Source organism: Brachybacterium paraconglomeratum (genome assembly GCF_039541415.1).
Taxonomy (GTDB): domain Bacteria; phylum Actinomycetota; class Actinomycetes; order Actinomycetales; family Dermabacteraceae; genus Brachybacterium; species Brachybacterium paraconglomeratum_A.
In genome coordinates, this window is the sequence record NZ_BAABGE010000007.1 from 601,230 (window position 1) to 622,787 (window position 21,558).

Genomic DNA, 21,558 nt, shown 5'->3' on the forward strand with positions numbered 1-21,558 from the left:
CAGATTCAGGGTGCAGATCCAAGAGCCTCTGCAGGATCGGCGGACCCCGCAGAATCAGAGGATCAGAGCAGCTTCTCCACGATGCCGAGGCCCACAGCGCACAGACCCCAGCTCACCGCGACACCGACGGTGAGGCGGTTGAGGTTGCGCTCAGCCACCCCGGAGGCGCTCGCGTTGGAGGAGACGCCGCCGCCGAACATGTCGGAGAGTCCTCCACCACGTCCCTTGTGCAGCAGCACGAACATGATCGTGAGCAGACCGAGGACGGCCAGCATGATCTGAAGGATGAGCTTCAGCAGGGGCAGATCCACGAGTACGGGCACCTTCCACGGGGTAAGACGGACTGATCCAGCATACGGCACGGGCCGGACCCGAGGAGGGTCCGGCCCGCGTGGCAAGCCTCTCGGCTGCCGAGGGTGTTGCTCAGGCTGAACTGAACTCGCTGTGCTCCTGCTGCTCGCAAGTTCGCAGCACGTCGCTCAGACTGAGATCAGCCCTGGTAGCCGGCGATCTTGGCGAACTCTTCGGCCTTCAGCGACGCGCCGCCGACGAGGGCGCCGTCGACGTCGGCCTTGCCCATGAGCTCGACCACGTTGGACGACTTCACGCTGCCTCCATAGAGGACGCGGACCGCGTCGGCCACGACATCGCCGTGCTGCTCGCGCAGAGACTCACGGATCGCCTGGCAGACCTCCTGCGCGTCATCTGCGCTGGCGACCTCGCCGGTGCCGATCGCCCAGACGGGCTCATAGGCGATGACGATCTTCTTCGCCTGCTCGGCGGTCAGGCCCTCGATGCCGCCCGTGAGCTGCGCGAGGGTGAACGGCACATGATTGCCTGCCTTGCGCTCCTCGAGCGGCTCGCCGACGCACAGGATCGGCGTGAGCCCGGCGGCGAAGGCGGCACGGACCTTCGCGCTGGTGACCTGCTCGTCCTCACCGTGGTACTGGCGACGCTCGGAGTGGCCGACAGCCACATAGGTGCAGCCCAGGGTCTTCAGCATCTGTCCGGAGACCTCGCCGGTGTAGGCGCCGGACTCATGCTCGGAGATGTCCTGTGCGCCATAGGCGATCGGCAGCTTGCCGGCATCCACAGCGACCTGCACGGTGCGCAGGTCCACGAAGGGAGGGAGCACGACGGTCTCGACAAGAGAGGTGTCGAGGGGCTTGAGCTGCTCGCCCAGCTCCTCGACCAGGGCGAGGCCCTGCTTCCAGTCCAGGTTCATCTTCCAGTTGCCCGCCATCAGCGGGGTACGGGTGGTCACTTGGAGTCCTCCTCGAGGATTGAGATGCCCGGCAGGGACTTGCCCTCGATGAGTTCGAGGCTCGCGCCGCCGCCGGTGGAGATGTGCGAGTAGAGGGATTCGTCGAATCCGAGAATACGGACCGCAGCAGCGGAGTCGCCACCGCCGACCACGGTGTAACCGGGAGCCTTCGAGAGCGTATCGGCGACGCTCGAGGTGCCCTGGGCGAAGCTCTCGAACTCGAAGACGCCCATCGGGCCGTTCCAGAACACCGTTGCGGCGTCGGCGATCTTCTCGCCGAACAGCTTCGCCGTCTTCGGACCGATGTCCATGCCCTCCTGCTCCGCGGGGATCTCGGAGGACGGGACCACGGTCGCGGGAGCGTCGGCGGAGAACTCGGGCGCCACGACGGTGTCGACCGGCAGGACCAGCTCGACACCGTTCTTCTCAGCGCGCTCCATGTACTCGCGGACCACGTCCAGCTTGGACTCGTCGAGCAGCGACTTTCCGACCTCGTAGCCCTGCGCCTTCTGGAAGGTGTAGGCCATGCCGCCGCCGATCAGGATGCGGTCGGCCTTGCCCAGCAGGCTGTCGATGACCCCGAGCTTGTCGGCGATCTTCGCGCCGCCGAGCACCACCACGAAGGGCCGCTCCGGGGAGTCGGTGACCTTGCGCAGGGATTCGACCTCGCGCAGCACCAGCTCGCCGGCCGCCGAGGGCAGCAGGGTGGCGAGCTCGTAGACGGAGGCCTGTTTGCGGTGGACGACGCCGAAGCCGTCCGAGACGAAGGCGTCGCCGAGTGCGGCGAGCTCCTGGGCGAAGGCGAGCCGCTCGGACTCGTCCTTCGCGGTCTCCCCGGCGTTGAAGCGGAGGTTCTCGAGCACAGCCACCTGGCCGTCCTCGAGGCCGGCGACGACCTCCTGGGCGGAGGCGCCGACGGTGTCGGTCGCGAAGGCGACGTCCTGGCCGAGCAGCTCTCCGAGCCGGCCGACGACGGGACGCAGCGAGTACTTGTCCTCAGGAGCGCCCTTGGGGCGTCCCAGGTGGGAGATGACCGCAACCCGGGCACCCGCCTCGACGAGGCGGCTGAGGGTGGGCAGAGCGGCGCGGATGCGGCCGTCGTCGGTGATCGTGGTGCCGTCCAGAGGGACGTTGAGATCGGCGCGGACGAGCACTCGCTTGCCGCGCAGCTCTCCGAGCGAATCGATGGTCTTCAGCACGATGGTGGTTCCTTCGGTTCGAGGCCGGGCGGCGCCGGAGCGCCGAGACAGCCGTGGGACGAGCGGAGCCCGCCGGATGCCGACCCCTCGGGGTGGCGACCGGCGGGCTCCGGAGATGTCCTGGTCGTCCTCGGACGACGCGGGAATCAGAGGGAAATCAGAGCGACTTGCCCACGAGCTGCGAGAGCTCGACGAGGCGGTTCGAGAAGCCCCACTCGTTGTCGTACCAGGAGAAGATCTTCACCAGGTTGCCGTTCACCTTGGTGAGCTGGCTGTCGAAGATCGAGGAGTGCGGATCGCCCTCGATGTCCTTGGAGACGATCGGGTCCTCGGTGTAGCGCAGGATGCCCTTGAGGGGACCCTCTGCAGCCTTCTTGATGGCGGCGTTGACCTCTTCAGCGGTGACCTCGCGCGAAGCCTCGAAGGTGAGGTCGGTGATCGAGCCGGTGGGAACCGGGACGCGCAGGGAGTAGCCGTCGAGCTTGCCCTTGAGCTCCGGGAGCACCAGAGCTACGGCCTTGGCCGCACCGGTGGTGGTCGGGATGATGTTCAGCGCGGCCGCGCGTGCACGACGCGGGTCCGAGTGGGGGCCATCCTGCAGCACCTGGTCAGAGGTGTAGGCGTGGATGGTCGTCATCAGGCCCTTGACGATGCCGAACTCGTCGTTCAGCACCTTGGCCACGGGAGCGAGGCTGTTGGTGGTGCAGGACGCGTTGGAGACGATGTGGTGCTTCGAGGGGTCGTAGTCACCCTCGTTGACACCGATCACGAAGGTGGCATCCTCGTTCTTCGCCGGAGCGGAGATGATGACCTTCTTGGCGCCGGCCTCGAGGTGAGCCTTGGCCTTCTCGGCGTCGGTGAAGATGCCGGTGGACTCGATGACGACGTCCGCGCCGATCTCGCCCCACGGGATGTTCTTGGGATCGCGCTCGGCGAACGCCTTGAAGGTGTTCTCGCCGACGGTGATCGAATCCTCGTCGAAGGAGACCTCGTAGGGAAGCACGCCACCGATCGAGTCGTACTTGATGAGATTCGCGAGCGTGGCGTTGTTGGTGAGGTCGTTCACACCGACGATCTGGATGTCGGCCTTCTGCTCGAGTGCGGCGCGCAGGAAGTTACGGCCGATGCGGCCGAATCCGTTGATTCCAACCTTGATGGTCAAGGGTTCCTCCTAGATTCGCAGATGTCTGCGAAATTCCGGTACTGACATGGCGCGCACGCCCTTGTACGCTCGGACGGCGCCGGAGTGACCGACGACCATGACGATCTTATCAACGTCCTGGGTCTGGTGACGGCGGTAACCGCTCCTCGTCCACTCCGTGGTCAGTTCCAGGCATGCCGAGGTCTTCCGCACGCTTGTCCGCGGTGGCGAGCAGGCGCCGGATCCGACCGGCCACGGCGTCCTTCGTGAGGGGCGGATCTGCCAGTCGTCCGAGCTCCTCGAGACTCGCCTGCCGGTGCTCGAGCCGCAGCTGTCCCGCCGCCTGCAGGTGCTCGGGGACCTCGTCGCCGAGGATCTCCAGCGCTCGCTGCACCCGCTGCCCCGCCGCAACTGCCGCGCGGGCGGAGCGCCGGAGGTTCGCGTCATCGAAGTTCGCCAGCCGATGGGCGGTCGCCTTCACCTCGCGCTTGCTGCGGCGTTCCTCCCAGCTCTTGACGGTCTCGTGCGCCCCCATGCGGGTCAGCAGCATCGAGATCGCATCACCATCTCGCAGCACCACCCGATCAGTCCCGCGCACCTCGCGTGCTTTCGAGGCGACGCCCAGCCGGCGGGCGGACCCGACCATCGCGAGCGCCACCTCGGGGCCCGGGCAGGACAGCTCGAGCGCCGAGGACCGTCCGGGCTCGGTGAGCATCCCCCGGGCGAGGAAGGCGCCGCGCCAGGCGGCCTCCGCATCGACCGTCGCCCCGCCGACGACGAAGGGTGGCATTCCCCGCACCGGCCGGCCGCGGGCATCGAGCAGGCCGGTCTGCCGTGCGAGCATCCCGCCCTCGCGTTCGACCCGCACGATGTAGCGGGTCGTCCGGCGGATGCCGGAGGGGGCGAGGACGGCGAACTCGGCACGGTGCCCATACATGTCGGAGATGATGCCGTGCAGGCGGCGGGCGACGGCCGCCGAATCCAGCTCCGCCTCGACCACCACCTTCCCGGCGATCAGGTGCAGTCCGCCGGCGAAGCGGAGCATCGCTGCTGCTTCGGCCTTGCGGGCGGAGGGTCGACTCACCTCGAGGTGGCTCAGCTCCTCCTTTGCCTCACCCGTCAGAGCCATGCAAGTCCTCCTCGATGGTGGGGGGCTGATCCCCCGTGATGCGGTGCTCGGTGCCCTCATGCTCGGGCTCGACATCGCCGTAGGCGTCGTCGAAGAGATCACGGTACGCGGCGGCGAGCCGCACCGGGTCGTGATGGGGTGTCCCGTCGCCCACGCTCACCTGGCGCAGCAGGGTGCGGATGCCGCGGGCCTGCGCCGCCTCGGAGAGCTCCAGGGCGTCGTCCAGCGTGGTGGGGTCGGCCAGCAGCGCGTCGAAGCGGGTGCCCTGTGCCCGTTCGAGCAGCACATCGAGCATGTCCAGGCTGGTCATGCCCTCTGCCTCCTGCGCTCCCACCGAGAGGTTGGTGGTGATGCAGCGTCGGGCGGGGCTGGTGCGGATCGCCTCTGCGATCTCGGGGATCATCAGGTGCGGGAGCACCGAGGTGTACCAGGAGCCGGGTCCGACGATGATCCAGTCAGCGCGGCCCAGCGCCTCGATCACGTCCTGGGGAACCCGCGGCCGTTCCGGGATCAGCCGGATGTCCTCGACCCTGCCCTCCGCGGTGGCGACCTGCCACTGCCCGGAGACTGTGCGCAGCGTGCCGTCCGCGCCGCGCACCTGGGCTTCGATGTCGAGGGGATCCAGCGCCATCGGCAGCACCCGCCCGCGGGCGCCGAGCAGCTCGGCCATCTGGTCCAGCGCCTCGACCGGATCCTCGAGGATCTGCCAGAGCGCGACGATCAGGAGGTTGCCCAGCGCGTGCCCATCGAGCTCGCCATCGGTCGAGAAGCGATGCTGGATCACGTCACCCCAGATCGATCCCCAGTCGGAGTCCTCGCACAGCGCTGCGAGCGCCATGCGGAGGTCCCCCGGGGGCAGCACGGGCATCTCGGTGCGGATCCGCCCGGAGGAGCCGCCGTTGTCGGCGACGGTCACCACGGCGGTGATGTCATCAGCCAGCAGCCGCAGGGCGCGCAGGTTGGCGGCGAGACCGTGTCCGCCGCCGAGGGCGACCACCCGCAGCGGTCGCTGTGGGTCACCGCGCCGGCCGCGCCGTGCGCTGGCCGAACGATCCGCGCCCCGCAGCCGGTATCCCCGGGAGCGCGGTGCGATGCTCATTCGCGCCCCAGATCGCGGTGGCGGATCCGTACGGCATGGCCGCGGCGACGCAGCTCCTCGCCGATCTTCTCCGACACGGCGACGGAGCGGTGCTTGCCACCGGTGCAACCGATCGAGAGGGTGGTGAAGTGCTTGTTCTCGGCGCTGTAGCCGCGCAGCACGGGCTGGATCATCTCGAGATAGCGGTCCACGAACTCCCGCGCATTGGCGTCCTGCAGGACGAAATCCGCGACCTCGGGGTCGGTGCCTCGCTTCGGCCGGAGCTCCGGGACCCAGTAGGGGTTGGGGATGAACCGGACATCGCTGACGTGGTCCGCCTCGAGCGGGATCCCGTACTTGAACCCGAAGGAGAGCATCGTCACGGTGAGCTGCTGCTCCTCGCTGGTGCCGAAGACCGTGCGCATCTTCATCGTCAGCTGGTGCACGTTCAGTGGGGACGTGTCCACGACGAGATCCGCCATGCGCCGGAGCGGTGCGAGCATCTCGCGCTCCCGGCGGATCCCCTCCAGCACGCCTTCGTCACCCTGCAGGGGGTGGGGGCGGCGCACCGAGTCGAAACGACGCACCAGCGTCGACTCATCGGCGGTGAGGAACAGCAGACGCAGTCGCAGATCTGCCTTGCGCAGCTCGGCGACCACATCGGCGAGCTCGCTGAAGAAGGGGCCGGAACGGGGATCGACCACCACGGCGAAGCGATTCTCGCGGCCCACGGCTGAGGCGCGCAGCTCGTAGAGGGTCCCGATCAGCTGCGGGACGATGTTGTAGACGACATACCAGCCCATGTCCTCCAGGGCATGGGCTGCGGTCTCTCTCCCGGCGCCGGCGAGGCCGGTGATGATGACGACGTCACCCCGGGTATCGGTGGTCGGGGTCAGTACGGGCTCCTCGGTCACGAGCGCTCCTTCCGTGGTCGGGTACAGGGGTAGGCGCTGGGGTCAGCGGTCGAGGATCTCGCCGGTCGCCATGTCCACCGTGACCCCGAGCTCGCCATCCTCGAGGACTGCCTGCGCCTGGTCCTCCTGGTCGGATCGTAGCGCGAGCGCGATCTGCGCGGCCAACGCGGGCCCGATCCCGTCGACCTGAGCCAGATCCTCTTCGCTCGCCGCACGAATCGCAGAGACGGTCACGAAGCGATCCAGGAGAGCTCGCCGCCTGGCGGGACCGAGACCGGCGATGCCGTCGAGCGCGCTGGCCTGCATGGCGCGGCCGCGCTTGGAGCGGTGGTAGGTGATCGCGAAGCGGTGCGCCTCATCACGCAGGCGCTGGACCAGGAAGAGCGCCTCGCTGGTGCGCGGCAGGATCACGGGATAGTCGTCCCCCGGCAGCCAGATCTCCTCGAGCCGCTTGGCGATGCCGGCCAGCGCGATGTCGGTGATGCCGAGGTCGTCGAACGCGCGCTGGGCGGCGGCGACCTGCGGCGGGCCGCCGTCGACCAGGATCAGCGAGGGCGGGTAGGCGAAGCGCCGGTACCTGCCCTGCTCCTCCTCGGCCGGCTCCGGCGGGTCGAGGTGGTGCTTCAGCCGGCGGGAGATGACGTCGTACATCGAGGCCGTGTCGTCGCGGGCGGCTTCGCCGCTCACGGCGTAGCGGCGGTACTCGCTCTTCTTGGGCAGGCCGTCCTCGAAGACCACCTGGGAGCCGACCACGTTGGTGCCGTGGGAGTGGGAGATGTCGAAGCACTCGATCCGCAGCGGCGGTTCGGAGAGGTCGAGCGCCTCGCCCAGGTCCTCGAGCGCCTTGGTGCGGGCGGTGAGGTCGCCGGTGCGCTTCAGCCGGTGCAGGCGCAGCGCCTCGGTCGCGTTCTCGCCGACGGTCAGCAGCAGGTCCTTCTTCTCGCCGCGCTGCGGGACTCGCAGGTCCACCCGCGGCCCCATCATCTCCAGCACCTGCTCGCGGTTCCGGGGCAGGATCGGGACCAGCACCTCCTTGGGTGCGGGGCTCTCGGCGTAGAGGGTGGTGAGCGCGCGCTCGATGAGGTCGGGGCCGGTGGACTCGTCGAGGATCTCCGCGGTCCAGCCGCGCTGGCCGCGAATACGGCCGCCGCGCACGTGGAATACCTGCACGGAAGCTTCGAGCTCGTCCTGGGCGAGGCCCACGAGGTCCGCATCGGTGGCGTCGGAGAGCACCACCGAGTTCTTCTCCATGACCTTGTTCAGGGCTTTGAGGTCGTCCCGGAGGCTCGCAGCGGTCTCGTAGTCCATCGCCGCGGCGGCGCCCTTCATCTGCTGCTCGATGCGGCGGGTGTACTTCGAGGTGTTGCCTGCCATGAAGTCCGCGAACTGCTCGGCGAGGCGGCGGTGCTCGTCCTCGGTGATGTCCCCGACGCAGGGCGCGGCGCACTTGCCGATGAAGCCGAGCAGGCAGGGCCGACCGGCGCGCTCGGCGCGGCGGTACACCCCGGCGGTGCAGGAGCGGATCGGGAACACCCGCAGCATCAGGTCCAGGGTTTCCCGGATCGCGCCCACCTGCGGGTAGGGCCCGAAGGTGCGGTCCCCTTTCGCGCGGGGCCGACGGGTGATGTGCACCCGGGGCACCTTCTCCCCCATCGTGATCACCAGGTAGGGGTAGGACTTGTCGTCGCGGAACTTGACGTTGAACCGCGGGTCGAACTCCTTGATCCAGGTGTATTCGAGGGTGAGCGCCTCCACCTCCGTGCCCACCACGGTCCACTCGACGCTCGCGGCGGTGGTGACCATCCGCCGGGTGCGCTCGTGGAGGACGGCGAGGTCCTGGAAGTAGTTGACCAGGCGCTGACGGAGGTTCTTGGCCTTGCCGACGTAGATGACCCGGCCGTGCTCATCCCGGAAGCGGTACACCCCGGGCCGGGTGGGGATGGTCCCGGTGGCGGGACGATAGGTCGCCGGATCTGCCACTACGGAGTCACCGCTCTCACCGCTCCGTGCTTCGTGAGGTGCGGCCTGCGCGCCCGCTCGTGAGCAGCGGTGCGAGGAAGTGCCCGGTGTAGGAGCCCGGAGTCTCCGCCACCTGCTCCGGGGTGCCGGTGGCGACGATGCGCCCGCCGCCCGAGCCGCCCTCGGGCCCGAGGTCGATGACGTGATCGGCGGTCTTGATGACATCGAGGTTGTGCTCGATGACCAGCACCGTGTTGCCCTTGTCGACCAGCCCGTTCAGCACCTCGAGCAGCTTGCGGACATCCTCGAAGTGCAGGCCCGTGGTGGGTTCGTCGAGCACATAGATGGTCCGTCCGTTGGACCGCTTGTGCAGCTCGGAGGAGAGCTTCACCCGCTGCGCCTCGCCGCCCGAGAGGGTGGTCGCGGACTGGCCGAGCTTGACATAGCCGAGCCCCACATCGACGAGGGTCTGCATCTGGCGACGGATCGCGGGGACCGCGTCGAAGAACTCGAGCGATTCGGCGATGGACAGGTCCAGCACCTCGGCGACGTTCTTGTCCTTGAACTTCACCTCGAGGGTCTCGCGGTTGTACCGCTGGCCCTTGCAGACCTCGCACTGGACGTAGACGTCCGGCAGGAAGTTCATCTCGATCTTCAGCGTGCCGTCACCGGAGCAGGCCTCGCAGCGACCGCCCTTGACGTTGAAGGAGAAGCGCCCGGCGGTGTAGCCGCGGATCTTCGCCTCGTTGGTCTGTGCGAACAGGGTGCGCACCCGGTCCCAGACCCCGGTGTAGGTGGCGGGGTTCGAGCGGGGGGTGCGGCCGATCGGCGACTGGTCCACGTGCACCACCTTGTCGAGGTGCTCGAGGCCGGTGACCCGCTTGTGACGGCCGGGGACGATCCGGGCCCGGTTCAGCTCTTTGGCGAGCACCGAGTACAGGATGTCGTTGACCAGTGAGGACTTCCCGGAACCGGAGACACCGGTGATCGCGGTGAGCACGCCGAGGGGGAAGGAGGCGTCCTGCCCGGCGAGGTTGTTCGCGCGCGGGGCGATGACCTTGAGCATCCGCTCCTTGTCGATCGCCCGGCGGGCCTCCGGCAGCGGGATCTCGAGCGCTCCGGAGAGGTAGCGGCCGGTGAGGCTGGTCTCGTGCTGCTTGAGCCCTTCGACCTCGCCGGAGTAGACGACCTCGCCGCCGTGCTCGCCGGCCAGCGGGCCGATGTCCACCACCCAGTCCGCGGCGTTGAGAGTGTCTTCGTCGTGCTCGACCACGATCAGGGTGTTTCCGAGGTCACGGAGTCTTTCGAGGGTGACGATGAGGCGTTCATTGTCCCGCTGGTGCAGGCCGATCGAGGGTTCGTCGAGCACGTAGAGCACGCCCACCAGGCCGGAGCCGATCTGGGTGGCGAGGCGGATCCGCTGCGCCTCACCGCCGGAGAGGGTGCCGGCGGCGCGGGCGAGGGAGAGGTAGTCCAGGCCCACGTCGAGCAGGAAGCCGAGCCGGGAGCGGATCTCGCGCAGCACTTCGTCGGCGATCTGCGCTTCTCGCACTCCGAGCTCGAGGCTGTCGTGGAACTCGTAGGCATCGCGGATCGACATCTCGGTGACCTCGGCGATGGAGCGCCCGCCGACGGTCACGGCGAGGACCTCGGGACGCAGCCGCGTGCCCTTGCAGGTGGGGCACGGGACCTCGCGCATGAACTGCTCGTAGCGGTCCTTCGCCCAGTTCGACTCGGTGTCGGTATGACGCCGCTCGAGGAAGTGCATCACCCCTTCGAAGCCGGTCGAATAGGTGCGTTCGCGGCCGAAGCGGTTGCGGTACTTCACGTGGACCTTGTGGTCCTTGCCGTGCAGCAGTGCCTCCTGAGCCCGCTCGGGCAGGGCTCGCCAGGGGGTGTCCATGGAGAAGCTGAGCTCCTCGGCGAGACCGGCCATCACTTCGAGGTGACGGTCGGTGGTGCCCATCGCCCAGGGAGCGATCGCGCCCTCGGCGAGGGTGAGGTCCTCATCGGGGATGACCAGCTCGGGGTCGACCTCGAGCCGCTGGCCGAGCCCCGTGCACTCGGGGCAGGCGCCGTAGGGGGCGTTGAAGGAGAAGGTGCGCGGTTCGATGTCGTCGATCGCGAGGGGGTGGTCGTTGGGGCAGGCGCGCTTCTCGGAGAAGCGGCGGATCCGGTCCGGATCCTTCTCGTCCAGGTCCACGAAGTCGACCGACAGGATCCCTTCGGCGAGCCGCAGCGCGGTCTCGACGGAGTCGGTGAGGCGACGCCGGGAGTCCGGCTTCGCGGAGAGGCGGTCCACGACCACCTCGATGGTGTGCTTGAACTTCTTGTCGAGGGTGATCTCCTCGTCGAGCCGGCGGTTCTTCCCGTCGATCCGGGCGCGGGCGAAGCCCTGCGAGCGCAGGGAGCTGAGCAGGTCCACGTGCTCACCCTTGCGGCCCTGCACCACCGGGGCCAGCAGTTGGAAGCGCGTGCCGGCCTCCTCGCCGAGCAGGGTGTCCACGATCTGTTCCGCAGAGGAGGAGCTGACCAGCTCGCCGCAGACGGGGCAGTGCTGCTCGCCGGTGCGGGAGAACAGCAGCCGCAGGTAGTCGTAGATCTCGGTGATCGTGCCCACGGTCGAGCGGGGGTTGCGGTTGGTCGACTTCTGATCGATCGACACCGCTGGGGAGAGCCCCTCGATGAGGTCGACGGAGGGCTTGTCCATCTGGCCCAGGAACTGCCGGGCATAGGCGGAGAGCGACTCCACATAGCGGCGCTGTCCTTCGGCGAAGATGGTGTCGAAGGCCAGGGAGCTCTTGCCCGACCCAGACAGGCCGGAGAACACCACCAGCTTGTTGCGGGGGATGTCGATGTCGATGTTCTTGAGGTTGTGCTCGCGCGCACCACGAACGACCAGAGATTCAGTCACCGGGCCATCTTAGGGGCGAACACCCACCTTCGAACAGTTGTTCGGAGGAGAGGTGGACGACATACTGGTCCCATGGCTGATCATGAGTACACAGGACACGTCGAACCTGGAGGCGAGCCGATGGTGCGCGACCTCCGCCACCTGCAGATCCGCAAGCTCTCCGTGGGCCCGATGAACAACAACGCCTATCTGCTGACCTGTCGGTCGAGCGGAGCGCAGCTGCTGATCGACGCCGCTGCGGAGCCCGACGCGCTGCGCCGCATGGTCGCCGCTGGTGGGTCGCACAACGAGCTGGACCTCATCGTCACCACGCATTCTCATCACGACCATGTGGGAGCCCTCGCGACGATGATGACGGCCACCGGTGCTCGCACCGCCGCCGGTGAAGCGGATGCCAAGGAGATCACCGAGCGGATCGATCTCCCCCTCGCCCACGGCGACGTGCTGACGTTCGGTGAGCAGCAGGTCGAGATCATCCATCTGCGCGGCCATACCCCCGGCTCTGTCGCGGTGCTGCTGCGCGCCGGAGACGAGGGCGATCACCTCTTCACCGGGGACTCGCTGTTCCCGGGCGGGGTGGGCAACACCGATCAGGATCCGCAGCGCTTCACGCAGCTCCTGGACGACGTCGAGCAGCGGATCTTCGACCGCCTCGGGGATGAGACCTGGGTGTACCCCGGGCACGGTGACGACACCACCCTCGGCGCGGAGCGCCCGTCGCTGCCGGAGTGGCGCGAGCGGGGCTGGTGACTTCCTCTCCGCCTCCAGCGTCCGTTCCCCTGCCGCCCGCCACGTCTGCATGGTGCGTCCTCGGCCGCGGTGACGGCGATCGCGCCCGACTGATCGCGCTGGATGGCGAGGGCAGGACGCTCGGGACGGAAGAGGTGGCGACCGACGGGCTCGCTGCGCTCGTCGCCCGCTACGAGGCGCAGCACGCTCCGCGCTGGGTCTGGAGCGATGCGGCGGCCTGGTATCCGCGGCTGCTCGCAGCCGGGGTTACGCTCCAGCGCTGCCACGACCTGCGGCTGATCCACCGGATCCTCTGCCATTCGGAGCTCGTCCAGGACGCGCAGGCGCTGCGTGCTGCGACGGGTTGGGACACCCCGCTGGATCCCCACGAGCCGATTCGCGACCTGGGTGCCACTCTCTTTGAGCTCGATGTCGCATCCGCGCGCTCCGGCGCCGTCCCTTCGGATGCAGAGGAGACGCTGGCCGAGTTCGACCGTCAGCGCGTCGCGATCGACGGGGCGCAGGATCCGGGACGGCTTCGTCTGCTGGTCGCCGCGGAATCGGCCGGGGCCTTGATCGCCGCGGAGCTGCAGGCCGCCGGGATCCCCTGGGACGTGGCGCATCACGATCAGATCCTCACCGAGGCCCTGGGACCTCGTCCCTCCCCCGGCACGCCTCCCGCACGGATGGTGGAGACCGGCGCCCAGGTGCGTGCCGCTCTCGATGACCCGCTGGTGCCGATCGACTCCCCGCCGAGGCTGCTGCGGGCCCTGCACCGGGCCGGGATCGACGTGCCCTCCACCTCGCAATGGGAGCTGCAGCAGCACGAGCATCCGGCCATCGAGCCGCTGCTGCGATACAAGAAGATGTCCCGCCTGCTCACCGCCAACGGCTGGACGTGGCTGGACGAGTGGGTGCATGAGGGGCGCTATCGCCCGGTCTATGTGCCGGGCGGCGTGGTCACCGGACGGTGGGCCTCGAGCGGCGGCGGAGCGCTGCAGATCCCGCGGCAGCTGCGGCCGGCGCTGCGCGCCGATCCGGGCTGGCGCCTGGTCAGCGCTGACGTCTCCCAGCTGGAGCCGCGGGTGCTCGCCGCGATGTCCGGGGACCAGGCGATGATCACTGCGGGCGCGGGGAAGGATCTCTACTCCGGGATCGTCGAGGCCGGCATCGTGCAGACCCGTCAGGAGGCGAAGATCGGAGTGCTCGGGGCGCTCTACGGCGGCACCACCGGCGACAGCGGACGGGTGGTGCCGCGGCTGCGCCGGAACTTCCCCGCCGCGATGGCGCTGGTGGACGGCGCGGCCGCGACCGGGGAGCGCGGCGGGACCGTGACCACCTGGCTGGGCCGCTCCTCCCCCGCCGTCGACGATGCCTGGACCCAGTCGCAGCGCGCCGCGAACCAGCCCGACGCCGGGCCCGGTCAGCAGGAGGCGGCGAGGCGCTCGGCCCGGGACCGCGGCAGGTTCACCCGGAACTTCGTGGTGCAGGGCACCGCGGCAGAATGGGCGCTGTCCTGGATGGCGGCGCTGCGACTGCAGCTCGCACGCTTCGAGGCAGTGCCGGATGCGGAAGCGGCCACGCCGTCGGGGCCGGTGTTCTCTCGGCGCGCCCACCTGGCGTTCTTCCTCCACGACGAGGTGATCGTCCACGCCCCGGCAGAGCAGGCCGAGGCCGCCGCTGCAGCGATCACCCAGTCGGCCGATGCGGCGGGTCGGCTGCTGTTCCCCGGCAGTCCGATCGACTTCCCGCTGGACCTCACGATCACCGAGCGCTCGGCGGAGAAGTGACCCCGCGCTCACCGAGCGCGTTCACCGCCAGCATGAGCGCCCCGGAGGCGAGTCCCATCATCACGCGGGGAGCGGGCACGCCCCGTCGGCGCAGCTGGTTCTCGATCCCGCGGTCCAGGCAGATGCTCGCCGCCCCAACTCCAGCCACCACGCCGCCGCAGGCGAGGGACAGGGCGTACTTGGAGGCGGTCGACATGCTCGGCCCGCGAGACGGTTCGCCGGTGCTCCTGCCGGCATCTCGGGCCGGGGAAGAGCGGGAGGCATGGTGCCGGAACGCGAGCAGCATGACGGCGGACGTGAAGGCTGCGGGGAGCACGATGTAGCCGGTCTGCACCTGGCGTGGCAGGCGGTGGAGCGGGATCATCCCGACGCCGATCGTCACGGCGGTGCTGGCGGCGTCGGTCAGAATCCGAGAATCTGAGGGCTTGGACATGGACACACTCCTCGATCTTATGCAGGGGGCGCGACGCGTTCGACCCGGGAGGGAAGCTCGAGCCGTCGACGTGGTGACGACGCTACCGGGGGACGCCGCCCTCCCCCGCCGACGATCGTCGGCGCGGTGGATGACCTTCGACGGGGCAGGCGCAGGAGCACCCTCCATGCGGGAGAATGGGTGGATGCGTCTGTGGTCACTGCACCCCCGCCACCTCGATCGCCAGGGCCTGACCGGCTGCTGGCGAGAATCGCTGCTGGCCCAAGCGGTGCTCGCCGGGCGGACGCGGGGATACCGCGCGCATCCGCAGCTGGAGCGGTTCCGGGCACACGCCGAGCCGATCGCCGCCGTCGGCGCCTATCTTGCAGCCATCGCGCAGGAAGCGACCGAGCGAGGGTATCGCTTCGATCTCACGCGCATCGATCTCCCACCGGACGCGGGTGTGCAGCCGGCCCCCATTCCGGTGACGGGCGGCCAGCTCGCACTCGAGTGGAGGCATCTGCTCGCGAAGCTCGAGCGCCGAAGCCCCGAGCGGTGGGAGCAGGCACGTCAGATCCATGAGCCCGAAGTGCATCCGCTGTTCGAGGTCATACCGGGACCGGTCGAGTCATGGGAGCGTGAGCCCGGACCTCGCGAGAGCTGACTGTGGGCGAGCAGATCTCCCCCGGAGTCCTGCTCAGCCCGTGCCCCAGGGCTCGTTCCCGCTCACGGGGGTCGACATGGAATCAGAAGGATTCTTCGGATCTGCCCAGATCTGCGGTGACGCACCCCGGCGAGAACCTCGCATGCTTCAAATTCGGAAGCATCCTTCCGATAGGGCGCTCGGCATGAGACAGTGGCACCATCAGGCACCCGTTCGGAAGGATTCCTCCGGTATGGCACGCACCGATGAGCTCGCCACAGAGATCGGCAGGTCGATCCGTCGCGCCCGGAAGGATGCCGGCCTCACTCAGCAGCAGCTGGGCGAGCTGGCGGGACTCTCCGATCGCACGATCCGAGAGATCGAGATCGGCTCCGGGAGTCCAGGCCTGAGATCCGTGCTCACCGTGCTCGCGGTGCTCGGCCTGAGCGTGAATGTCGCGCCATGAGCGCTCTCCCGGATCTGACGACCCTGCGTTTCGTGACGCGGGCGGACGTGCACAAGGCCGGCGTCCTCGCCGGGTTCCTCGAGCGTGCGCCGTCCGGTGAGGTGACGTTCCGCTATCGCGAGGGGTACACCGGAGAGCCTGTCGCCACGACCCTGCCGATCACGGATCGCCCTGTGATCCGACCGGGCGGCGGGCTGCCCCCGTACTTCGCCGGCCTGCTTCCGGAAGGGCACCGCCTGACCGTGCTGCAGCGCGAGACGAAGACATCGGCCGACGATGAGCTGACCGTCCTGCTCGCCGTCGGTGCGGATGCTCCTGGTGATGTGCAGGTGGTTCCTGCCGATCAGCCGGCCGTGGAGCCGGTCCCCCTCGCCGACGATGATCCCGCGCGCCTGGACTTCCGGCAGCTCACCGATATGCCGGACCGTCATGCGCTCCCCGGAGTGCAGGCCAAAGCCTCGGCCACGATGCTCACCGCCCCGCTGGCCACGACCCGCGAGCGAGCTCTGCTGAAGATCGACCCGCCGCAGTATCCCCACCTGGTGGCCAATGAGACGTTGCATCTGGGAGCGGCGCGCGGGCTGAAGATCGCCGTCGCCCAGCACCGGTTGGTGCGGGACGTGAATGACGTCCCCGGCCTGCTGGTCACGCGATTCGATCGGGTGCACACGGAGGACGGCGGGGTCGAGCGCCTGGCCATGGAGGATGCGAGCCAGGTGCTGGACATGCTGCCGGCGGCGAAGTACACGGTGACCAGCGAGCAGGTGGTGCAGGCTCTTGCCCGACGCGCGGCCGCCCCGATGATCGCTGCACGCAACCTCTACCTGCAGTTCCTCTTCGCCTGGCTCACCGGGAACGGTGATCTGCATGCCAAGAACGTGTCGATCCTGCGTGACCGGGGTGGGCGCTGGCAGGTGGCGCCGATCTACGACGTCCCCTGCACTGCGGTGTACCGGGACTTCACGATGGCGCTGCCTGTCGACGGACGCACCTCCACGATCCGCCGGCGGCACTGGTCGGCCTTCGCCGATGCGATCGGACTGCCGCCAGCAGCGGCACGCAGCGCGATGACGCTCGCACTGCGAGCCGCCCGGGGCGTGGACCTGGGGACGCTGCCGTTCGAGGGGTCCTCGCTGAACGGTGCGCTGCGAGAGCTCGGCCGGCGCCGATCGGAGCTCGAGCCGTGAGGCGCGCTCTCGCGAGGAGCCGGCTCAGCTCGAGCGCTGCACCGCCCGCAGCTCCTTCTTGAGCTCCTGCACCTCGTCGCGCAGACGCCCGGCGACCTCGAACTGGAGGTTCTCCGCAGCCTGGTGCATCTGTGCGGTCATCTCGTCGATCATCCCGGTCAGCTCGCCGACGGGATCGTCCCCGAGGTCCACGCTGCGGCCCTTGACCGCATCCACCGCGTTCGCACGGGCCCGGTCGCGGGCCACCCGGTCCTTGCCGGAGCGGTAGTCGGTGGACATCAGGGTGTCGGTGTCGATGTCCTCGCGGGCGAGCATGTCCGTGACATCGGCGATCCGCTTCCGCAGCGGAGTCGGGTCGATGCCGTTCTCGAGGTTGTAGGCGACCTGCTTCTCGCGGCGCCGGTTGGTCTCCTCGATCGCGGCCTCCATCGAATCGGTGATCCGATCGGCATACATGTGCACCTGACCGGAGACGTTTCGTGCGGCGCGGCCGATGGTCTGGATCAGTGAGGTGCGCGAGCGCAGGAAGCCTTCCTTGTCCGCGTCGAGGATCGCCACCAGCGACACCTCTGGCAGGTCCAGGCCCTCACGCAGCAGGTTGATGCCCACCAGCACGTCGAACTCCCCCATCCGCAGGGAGCGCAGCAGCTCGATCCGCCGCAGCGTGTCGACATCGGAGTGCAGGTACTGGACCCGCACCCCGTTCTCGAGCAGGAAGTCGGTGAGATCCTCGGCCATGCGCTTGGTGAGCGTGGTGACCAGCACCCGTTCGTCGCGCTGGACCCGCTTCTCGATCTCCTCGCGCAGGTCGTCGATCTGCCCCTTGACGGGCTTGACGATGACCTCGGGGTCCACCAGGCCCGTCGGCCGGATGATCTGCTCGACCACGCCGTCGGACCGGTCGAGCTCGTAGGCGGCGGGAGTCGCCGAGAGGTAGACCGTCTGCCCGGTGCGCTTGGTGAACTCGGAGAAGGTGAGCGGACGGTTGTCGAGCGCCGAGGGCAGGCGGAACCCGAAGTCGACCAGGGTGCGCTTGCGGGAGCGGTCCCCCTCGTACATCGCGCCGATCTGCGGGACGGTCGCATGCGACTCGTCGATCACCAGCAGGAAGTCCTCGGGGAAGTAGTCCATCAGGGTGTTCGGGGCGGTCCCGGGTGCGCGGCCGTCGAGGTGGCGGGAGTAGTTCTCCACCCCGTTGGTGGAACCCATCTGGCGCAGCATCTCGAGGTCGTGGGTGGTGCGCATCCGCAGCCGCTGCGCCTCGAGCAGCTTGTTCTGATGCTCGAGCTCCTCGAGCCGCTCGGCGAGCTCGATCTCGATGGTCCCGATCGCGCGGGAGAGCCGTTCGGGGCCGGCGACGTAGTGGGAGGCAGGGAAGATGTGGATGTGATCCTCCTTGCGGATCACCTCCCCCGTCATCGGGTGCAGCGTGTAGATCGCGTCGATCTCGTCGCCGAAGAACTCGATCCGGATCGCGAGCTCCTCGTACATCGGGATGATCTCCACGGTGTCGCCGCGCACCCGGAAGGTGCCGCGCTCGAAGGCCACGTCGTTGCGGTCGTACTGCATGTCCACGAAGCGGGTCAGCAGCTCGTCGCGATCCAGGTCCTGGCCGACCTTCAGCTGCACCATCCGGTCCACGTACTCCTGCGGCGTGCCCAGGCCGTAGATGCAGGAGACGGAGGAGACGACGACCACGTCGCGGCGGGTCAGCAGGGAGTTGGTGGCGCTGTGGCGCAGTCGCTCCACCTCGGCGTTGATCGAGGAGTCCTTCTCGATGTAGGTGTCCGACTGCGGGACGTACGCCTCGGGCTGGTAGTAGTCGTAGTACGAGACGAAATATTCCACGGCGTTGTGCGGCAGCAGCTCGCGGAATTCGCTCGCGAGCTGGGCGGCGAGGGTCTTGTTGTGGGCCATGATCAGGGTGGGCCGCTGCACCTGCTCGATCAGCCAGGCTGTCGTCGCGGACTTGCCGGTGCCGGTGGCGCCCAGCAGCACCACGTCCTGTTCGCCGTCGTTGATGCGGCGGGTGAGGTCGGCGATCGCGGTCGGCTGATCGCCCGAGGGCGAGTACTCGGAGACGACTTCGAAGGGATGCTCGGAGCGGACCAGATCGGTGACGGGACGCATCCCCCGAGCCTACGACTCGCGGCCCACAGACGACATGGCCGCCCGGCGGCGTCAGCGCAGGGCGGAATCCTCCCGCTCGACCAGGACGGTCTGGAGGGCGTGCAGGGCACGGGCGGAGAGGGTCTCCCGGTCTGCGGTGTTCAGCACCAGACGATCGGCTGCACGGATCCGTTCGAGGTCGCTGACCTGCGCGGCCATGACCGACTCGACATACGCGCGGTCCTTGCCGCGATCGCGCATCACCCGAGAGATGCGGTCCTCCCGGCGGGCGAGCACCACCACGACCGCGCGGTAGTCCGCCTCGTGGTGCTTCTCGAGCAGCAGAGGGCTGTCATGGATCACGAGCCGCTCCCCCGCCCGCGCCGCGTCCTGCTCCTCTCGGGCCACCGCCGCATCGACGCGGGACAGGACGATGCGCTCCAGATCCGCCCGTGCGTCGGCGTCCGCGAACACCAGTCGCGCCATGGCCGCCCGGTCGATCGTGCCGCCGTCAGAGCGGAACTCCTCGCCGAAGCGGGCGATGGCCTTCTCGACCCCGTCGCCGGGCACGTCCAGCACGGCGCGGGAATGGGCATCGAGGTCGATCACGCGGTGCCCGGCCGCGCGCCAGATCTCGGCGACGGTGGACTTGCCGGAGCCGATGCCTCCGGTGAGGCCCAGGCGCAGCGGGGTGGTGAGCGTGGTCATGGCCCGATCGTACGGTCTGCCGCTCCTGTCCGGCGCGTACTACCGTCGATCCTGTGGACCCTCTCGAACTGCTCGTGACCAACGACTTGCTGCGCACCCTGGACCTGGTGGGGGTCTTCGTGATGGGCGTGGCCGCCGGGTCACTGGCCTCCCGGCTGAACTTCGATGCGGTGGGCTTCGCGATCATCGGTATCGCCGCCGGGCTCGGGGGCGGCATCGTGCGCGACCTGATCCTCGACTTCGGCGTCCCCGCCGCCTTCTCCGGGCCCTGGTATCTGACCTGCGCCCTGTCAGGGGCGGCCTTCTCCTTCTTCATCTCCACCGATGGGCCCTGGTGGCGTCGCATGGTGACGGTGCTGGACATCGCCGCGATGGGTCTCTGGGCGGCGACCGGTACTGCCAAATCGCTGGGCTACGGGCTCGACGTGCTCCCCGCCATCCTGCTGGGGGTCATGAGCGCGGTGGGCGGAGGGGTGATCCGCGATGTACTGGTGGGACGGATCCCGGCGATATTCGGCGGGGGCCCGCTGTATGCCACCGGAGCGCTGGTCACCGCGGTGCTGACCTGGGGCGTCCTCGCGCTCGGGCTGCCCTCGGGAACCGTCCTGGTGGCGGTGACGATCGGGTCGCTGCTCGCCGGGGTCGCCGCCTGGCGCCGCTGGACGTTGCCCGGGCACAGCGAATGGCAGGTGACGATGTCCGCCTCCCAGCTCAAGCAGCTGGTGCGTCGCACGCGCAGGAATGAGCGGGAACGGGTGGCGCTCGAGACCGGGACGATCCCGGTGGTCGACGCGGGCACCGATGATCTGGCCGAGGACTCCTTCGCGGAAGACCTCGACGCCGGCGACTATGAGGACCGCATCTTTCCCAGCACCGAGTCCGCACTCACCGTGGACGCCGAGGAGCTGCCAGGGACGGTCGAGAACGAGCACCGCACGCGGAAGGTCGACGAGCCGACGGATGCCGGTCCGATGGGTGAAGGCCCGTCGGATCCCGAGCGGTTCTGACGCACGCCGCGCAGCGGGCCTCCGCTCCGCTGAGGAGTGCTGCTCAGGGGCGCAGCAGCTCGAGCATCCGTGCCACATCCTCGGCGGCGAGCTGTCCGGGGGCGGAGCCGGCTCCGACGGTGGCGAACGTCGCTGCGCTGCCGAACGTCTCGGCCGCGGCGCGGCTGCTCGCACCGAGCGATCCCATGCTGATCGCGATGTGCGGACCGGAGAGGTCTTCGGCGATGGTGAGGCTCGCCGAGAGCAGGGTGAGGACATCGCGAGAGCTGCGCGGGGTGACGGCGAGCTTCGGGATGTCGACCCCGAGCCGGCGCTGGGAGCGCAGGATCTCGACCATCGTCTCCTCCGCAGGCGTCGAGTCCATGTCGTGGAACGAACCGACCACCACGGTGCCGTGACGGTGCGCGGCGGCGATCACCCGCGCGACCATCGCCGGGTCGCGGGACGTCTCGATATCCACCAGGTCGACGGCGGCCTGGGTGCCCGCACGGCGGCCGCTGATCAGGTTCTCCAGCAGGATCCCCAGGTTCTGGTCCGAGATCGTCCTGGCACCGCCCTCGGCGGCGGTGCGGAAGGTCACCAGCAGCGCCTTGTCCGGTCCCAGCTGTCCCCGCAGCCGGGGCAGGGCGGCGAGCACCGCATCGAGGTGATCGGTGACGTCCTCGAGATCAGGTCGGAAACGGTCCAGGCGCCACTCCATGACCCGTGCTCGGGTGCCCACGGCAGCCGCGGCCTGCTCCAGCAGCGACTCCTCGTCCGGTTCGACCAGGGGCACGATGATCTCCGGTCGCGCCCGACCCAGCTCGATGCCGCGCACGGTGGCGGTGCGGCGACGGACGTCGGTCTCCGGAGCGGAGCCCGCGGTGGTGGATTCTTCCGGGGGTGTGGTCTCGTGGGTCATCTCGGTCC

19 protein-coding genes are annotated in these 21,558 nt (G+C 68.9%); 6 read left to right on the forward strand and 13 right to left on the reverse strand.

Features of this window, described 5'->3' with window-relative positions; all coding sequences use genetic code 11:
• Positions 1–62: 62 nt before the first annotated feature.
• From secG to uvrA, 9 genes are all read right to left on the reverse strand, one after another.
• Positions 63–305, reverse strand: coding sequence for a preprotein translocase subunit SecG (gene secG, locus ABD893_RS12010; protein ID WP_345080791.1), 243 nt, complete (start codon positions 303–305; stop codon positions 63–65).
• 185 nt (positions 306–490) lie between these two features.
• Positions 491–1,264 carry a triose-phosphate isomerase gene (gene tpiA, locus ABD893_RS12015; RefSeq protein ID WP_345080285.1) on the reverse strand — a complete coding sequence of 258 codons (774 nt, stop codon included), beginning with the start codon at positions 1,262–1,264 and terminating at the stop codon, positions 491–493.
• On the reverse strand, positions 1,261–2,463 hold the full coding sequence (locus ABD893_RS12020) for a phosphoglycerate kinase (RefSeq protein WP_345080287.1): 1,203 nt from the start codon (positions 2,461–2,463) through the stop codon (positions 1,261–1,263). Before ABD893_RS12020 ends, tpiA begins: the two co-directional genes overlap by 4 nt.
• A gap of 157 nt (positions 2,464–2,620) precedes the next feature.
• Positions 2,621–3,625 carry a type I glyceraldehyde-3-phosphate dehydrogenase gene (gap, locus tag ABD893_RS12025; RefSeq protein ID WP_345080290.1) on the reverse strand — a complete coding sequence of 335 codons (1,005 nt, stop codon included), beginning with the start codon at positions 3,623–3,625 and terminating at the stop codon, positions 2,621–2,623.
• A gap of 109 nt (positions 3,626–3,734) precedes the next feature.
• Positions 3,735–4,733 (reverse strand): DNA-binding protein WhiA, encoded by a 999-nt coding sequence (whiA, locus tag ABD893_RS12030; RefSeq protein ID WP_345080293.1) that lies wholly within the window; start codon positions 4,731–4,733, stop codon positions 3,735–3,737.
• Positions 4,717–5,832, reverse strand: a complete 1,116-nt coding sequence (locus tag ABD893_RS12035; RefSeq protein WP_345080296.1) for a gluconeogenesis factor YvcK family protein — start codon at positions 5,830–5,832, stop codon at positions 4,717–4,719. Before ABD893_RS12035 ends, whiA begins: the two co-directional genes overlap by 17 nt.
• Positions 5,829–6,725 carry an RNase adapter RapZ gene (gene rapZ / locus ABD893_RS12040; RefSeq protein WP_345080300.1) on the reverse strand — a complete coding sequence of 299 codons (897 nt, stop codon included), beginning with the start codon at positions 6,723–6,725 and terminating at the stop codon, positions 5,829–5,831. The genes ABD893_RS12035 and rapZ overlap by 4 nt, the downstream gene beginning before the upstream one ends.
• 42 nt (positions 6,726–6,767) lie before the next feature.
• Positions 6,768–8,705 carry an excinuclease ABC subunit UvrC gene (uvrC, locus tag ABD893_RS12045; protein WP_345080302.1) on the reverse strand — a complete coding sequence of 646 codons (1,938 nt, stop codon included), beginning with the start codon at positions 8,703–8,705 and terminating at the stop codon, positions 6,768–6,770.
• A gap of 16 nt (positions 8,706–8,721) precedes the next feature.
• A complete protein-coding gene (uvrA, locus tag ABD893_RS12050) occupies positions 8,722–11,598 on the reverse strand; it encodes an excinuclease ABC subunit UvrA (RefSeq protein WP_345080304.1) in 2,877 nt (958 codons plus the stop codon).
• A 72-nt stretch (positions 11,599–11,670) separates the two neighbouring features.
• On the opposite strand from uvrA, the gene ABD893_RS12055 reads away from it, so the two are divergent.
• Positions 11,671–12,348 carry an MBL fold metallo-hydrolase gene (locus ABD893_RS12055; RefSeq protein ID WP_345080307.1) on the forward strand — a complete coding sequence of 226 codons (678 nt, stop codon included), beginning with the start codon at positions 11,671–11,673 and terminating at the stop codon, positions 12,346–12,348.
• Positions 12,345–14,117, forward strand: coding sequence for a bifunctional 3'-5' exonuclease/DNA polymerase (locus ABD893_RS12060; RefSeq protein ID WP_425548373.1), 1,773 nt, complete (start codon positions 12,345–12,347; stop codon positions 14,115–14,117). The genes ABD893_RS12055 and ABD893_RS12060 overlap by 4 nt, the downstream gene beginning before the upstream one ends.
• Here ABD893_RS12060 and ABD893_RS12065 read toward each other — a convergent pair.
• Positions 14,092–14,550, reverse strand: a complete 459-nt coding sequence (locus ABD893_RS12065; RefSeq protein WP_345080310.1) for a hypothetical protein — start codon at positions 14,548–14,550, stop codon at positions 14,092–14,094. The two genes, ABD893_RS12060 and ABD893_RS12065, sit on opposite strands and share 26 nt — an antisense overlap.
• 184 nt (positions 14,551–14,734) lie before the next feature.
• Here ABD893_RS12065 and ABD893_RS12070 point away from each other — a divergent pair, with 184 nt between their 5' ends.
• The 3 genes from ABD893_RS12070 (at position 14,735) to ABD893_RS12080 (ending at position 16,825) form a co-directional block, all read left to right on the forward strand.
• Positions 14,735–15,193, forward strand: coding sequence for a pyrimidine dimer DNA glycosylase/endonuclease V (locus tag ABD893_RS12070; RefSeq protein WP_345080313.1), 459 nt, complete (start codon positions 14,735–14,737; stop codon positions 15,191–15,193).
• Between the two features lie 232 nt (positions 15,194–15,425).
• Positions 15,426–15,638 (forward strand): helix-turn-helix domain-containing protein, encoded by a 213-nt coding sequence (locus ABD893_RS12075; RefSeq protein ID WP_345080316.1) that lies wholly within the window; start codon positions 15,426–15,428, stop codon positions 15,636–15,638.
• Positions 15,635–16,825 (forward strand): type II toxin-antitoxin system HipA family toxin, encoded by a 1,191-nt coding sequence (locus ABD893_RS12080; RefSeq protein WP_345080319.1) that lies wholly within the window; start codon positions 15,635–15,637, stop codon positions 16,823–16,825. The genes ABD893_RS12075 and ABD893_RS12080 overlap by 4 nt, the downstream gene beginning before the upstream one ends.
• 24 nt (positions 16,826–16,849) lie before the next feature.
• Here the strand turns inward: ABD893_RS12080 and uvrB are convergent, their stop codons facing one another.
• The gene (gene uvrB / locus ABD893_RS12085) at positions 16,850–18,955 is read right to left on the reverse strand and encodes an excinuclease ABC subunit UvrB (protein WP_345080322.1); all 2,106 of its coding nucleotides are present in this window, start codon (positions 18,953–18,955) and stop codon (positions 16,850–16,852) included.
• Positions 18,956–19,006: 51 nt separating this feature from the next.
• Complete coding sequence (gene coaE, locus ABD893_RS12090) at positions 19,007–19,642, reverse strand: dephospho-CoA kinase (RefSeq protein ID WP_345080325.1); 636 nt, start codon at positions 19,640–19,642, stop codon at positions 19,007–19,009.
• A 53-nt stretch (positions 19,643–19,695) separates the two neighbouring features.
• Here coaE and ABD893_RS12095 point away from each other — a divergent pair, with 53 nt between their 5' ends.
• A complete protein-coding gene (locus ABD893_RS12095) occupies positions 19,696–20,649 on the forward strand; it encodes a trimeric intracellular cation channel family protein (RefSeq protein WP_345080328.1) in 954 nt (317 codons plus the stop codon).
• 43 nt (positions 20,650–20,692) lie between these two features.
• Here the strand turns inward: ABD893_RS12095 and aroD are convergent, their stop codons facing one another.
• Positions 20,693–21,550 carry a type I 3-dehydroquinate dehydratase gene (gene aroD / locus ABD893_RS12100; RefSeq protein WP_345080333.1) on the reverse strand — a complete coding sequence of 286 codons (858 nt, stop codon included), beginning with the start codon at positions 21,548–21,550 and terminating at the stop codon, positions 20,693–20,695.
• Positions 21,551–21,558 lie beyond the last annotated feature (8 nt).